Genomic DNA, 1505 nt, shown 5'->3' with positions numbered 1-1505 from the left:
GTGGGCATGCAATACCGAACGCGCCCAAGAGCGTCTGTGAAGGCGTCCCCGATGATGTCGCGCACATCCTGCCAGTTCCGCATTTCGAAGCGGTTGCGGAGTTGCTTGGAGCCAAGCCGCATCTCAAAGCGCCAAACTTGACTTGTAGTCCGGTCGGTCAGATCAAGGGGCGGTTTGCCCGCAGCTTCCAGTGCCGCATTCCAGACGGTCAGCCAGCCCATTTTGTTTTGCTGAATCACTTCGGCCCGCTTGTCATAAATCGCCAATTGCCGGTTGGCGACGGCCCCGGCACGCAGCCCAACCACACGCGCTCCGCTGGATACGGTCGCGGTCTCATCAACGCCCGTATACTCCGTGACCTTGGTTCCGGGCGGGACAACCAAGGCTTCACGGTCGGGTTCAAACCAAGGGGCCAGCAAGTCTACGGCGAAGTCAGCCCGTGCAACCCTCAATTGTGTTTCTACGTACTTGACCCCGAAGGCTTCCATACAATCGCGAAAATGTTGCTCAACCCCCTCAAGACCGGCTGTAGCGAGGCCGAAAGCACGGAAGTCGACGGTGATACCGGGATTGTTTGGAATACGGTCCTGCGGGTCTTGAAACAGCCATACGGCCCCATGGTCGCCGGTATGAGCGGTGAAGCCGCGTGCGCCTTTGTTGGTCACGTTGAGCGAAACGGAGCCAAATTCGAGGACACAATCGCCATAGGTTTCTTTGGCATGTTGCTTGGCAGATGCCAGTTCTTCGCGAAGATCGCCAGGAATGTCAGCCTGAATAGTGAATTTCAGGCCATCGAAGCCTGAATGCAGGATTGTTGCTTCCATTTGCGCTGACCTTCGCTTTCGTATTCGTGGAGGGGGGTGTTACAAGACCCCCCTCTATCGCGGCATGCCCTGCCGCTGGGATGTTTGGCGATGTGGAGAAAAGAGTGCGGGGGCTTGCGCCCCCTGAGTGCCTCCGGCGGGGCAGCATTTGTTTTGGGGCCGGAGCGAAGCCGCTCCGGCGCTGCCATCACCTGGCATTGGTTTGACGGCCAATCCAGATTTCGGCGCGCTCCGCGCATTTGGCAATATTGAGCAGGTCTGAATGATGGAAGCTGTTTGAATTGCGCCATTCGCCGGTATCGGTCTTGTAGGCGCGGGACATATCGACCGAGTAGAAGCCGTCATTGTCCCAGATAGTTGCGGTGATCAAGCCAATCTTGAATTTCTGTGCAGGCTGGTTTGCCATGGTTCAGTGTCTTTCTGTTGATGTTTGAGGAAAGGGACGCGGGACCGTTTCGCCCGCGCCCCGTCAGAGCCATTCCGGCCCCAAAATCCCGCGCAGCGCTGCCAACCCTGCGCGGGCAAAACTCAGGCTGCGGTGTAACTGCTGGTGTTGCCGTAGCGGCGCGCCTCTGCCCATTCCAAAAGCTCACGGCGGCGGTAGCGGACAGACCGACCCGACTTGTAGAATTTCGGGCCGAACCCCGTCACGCGCCATTTCTGGATGGTGCGCACGCTCTG

Annotated in this window: 3 protein-coding genes; all 3 read right to left on the bottom strand. The window is 58.5% G+C overall.

Annotated features, from left to right (window positions below):
- Positions 1–824 (bottom strand): hypothetical protein (locus GOW31_RS21810; RefSeq protein ID WP_171172793.1); only part of this gene is annotated, 824 nt, incomplete at its 3' end.
- A 187-nt stretch (positions 825–1011) separates the two neighbouring features.
- Positions 1012–1230 carry a hypothetical protein gene (locus GOW31_RS21805; protein WP_170601468.1) on the bottom strand — a complete coding sequence of 73 codons (219 nt, stop codon included), beginning with the start codon at positions 1228–1230 and terminating at the stop codon, positions 1012–1014.
- A gap of 122 nt (positions 1231–1352) precedes the next feature.
- Positions 1353–1499 (bottom strand): helix-turn-helix domain-containing protein, encoded by a 147-nt coding sequence (locus tag GOW31_RS21800; protein WP_371813796.1) that lies wholly within the window; start codon positions 1497–1499, stop codon positions 1353–1355.
- Positions 1500–1505: the final 6 nt, after the last annotated feature.

The organism is Ruegeria sp. HKCCA0370 (assembly GCF_013033705.1).
In the GTDB taxonomy this organism is placed as follows: domain Bacteria; phylum Pseudomonadota; class Alphaproteobacteria; order Rhodobacterales; family Rhodobacteraceae; genus Ruegeria.
The sequence above is the reverse complement of the archived record's forward strand: the minus strand, read 5'-3'. Positions and strand labels throughout refer to the sequence as shown.

Excerpts from the sequence above, each read along its gene's own strand:
- GOW31_RS21805 (WP_170601468.1), bottom strand. The coding sequence starts at position 1,230 with ATGGCAAACCAGCCTGCACAGAAATTCAAGATTGGCTTGATCACCGCA.